Here is a 265-nt window from a genome sequence, read left to right as displayed (position 1 = left end):
CTTTTCAACCATTATAAATCAAAATCACCAAAATCAGATGCGTCTACTTTAGCGTCGATTTGACCAACAAGGTAAGAACTAATCTCAGCTTCTTGGGGAGCAACTTGCACGTTATCAGAAATTAGCCAAGCATTGATCCAAGGGATTGGGTTTGACTTGTTTTCAAATTGTGTGGGTAGTCCAACAGCCGTCATACGTGTATTTGTTATATATTCTACATACTGGCACAAAATGTCTTTGTTCAAGCCAATCATAGAGCCGTCTT

The 265-nt window shown here is 38.9% G+C and carries 1 pseudogene; it reads right to left on the bottom strand.

The features are described from left to right. Positions 1 to 11: 11 nt before the first annotated feature. A pseudogene (locus tag CWC11_RS21575) lies at positions 12 to 265 on the bottom strand (class Ia ribonucleoside-diphosphate reductase subunit beta); the annotation flags it as partial.

Origin of the sequence: Pseudoalteromonas sp. S3178, assembly GCF_005886985.1 — a bacterium.
Lineage (GTDB): Bacteria > Pseudomonadota > Gammaproteobacteria > Enterobacterales > Alteromonadaceae > Pseudoalteromonas > Pseudoalteromonas carrageenovora.
This window is presented reverse-complemented; position numbering and strand designations above follow the sequence as displayed.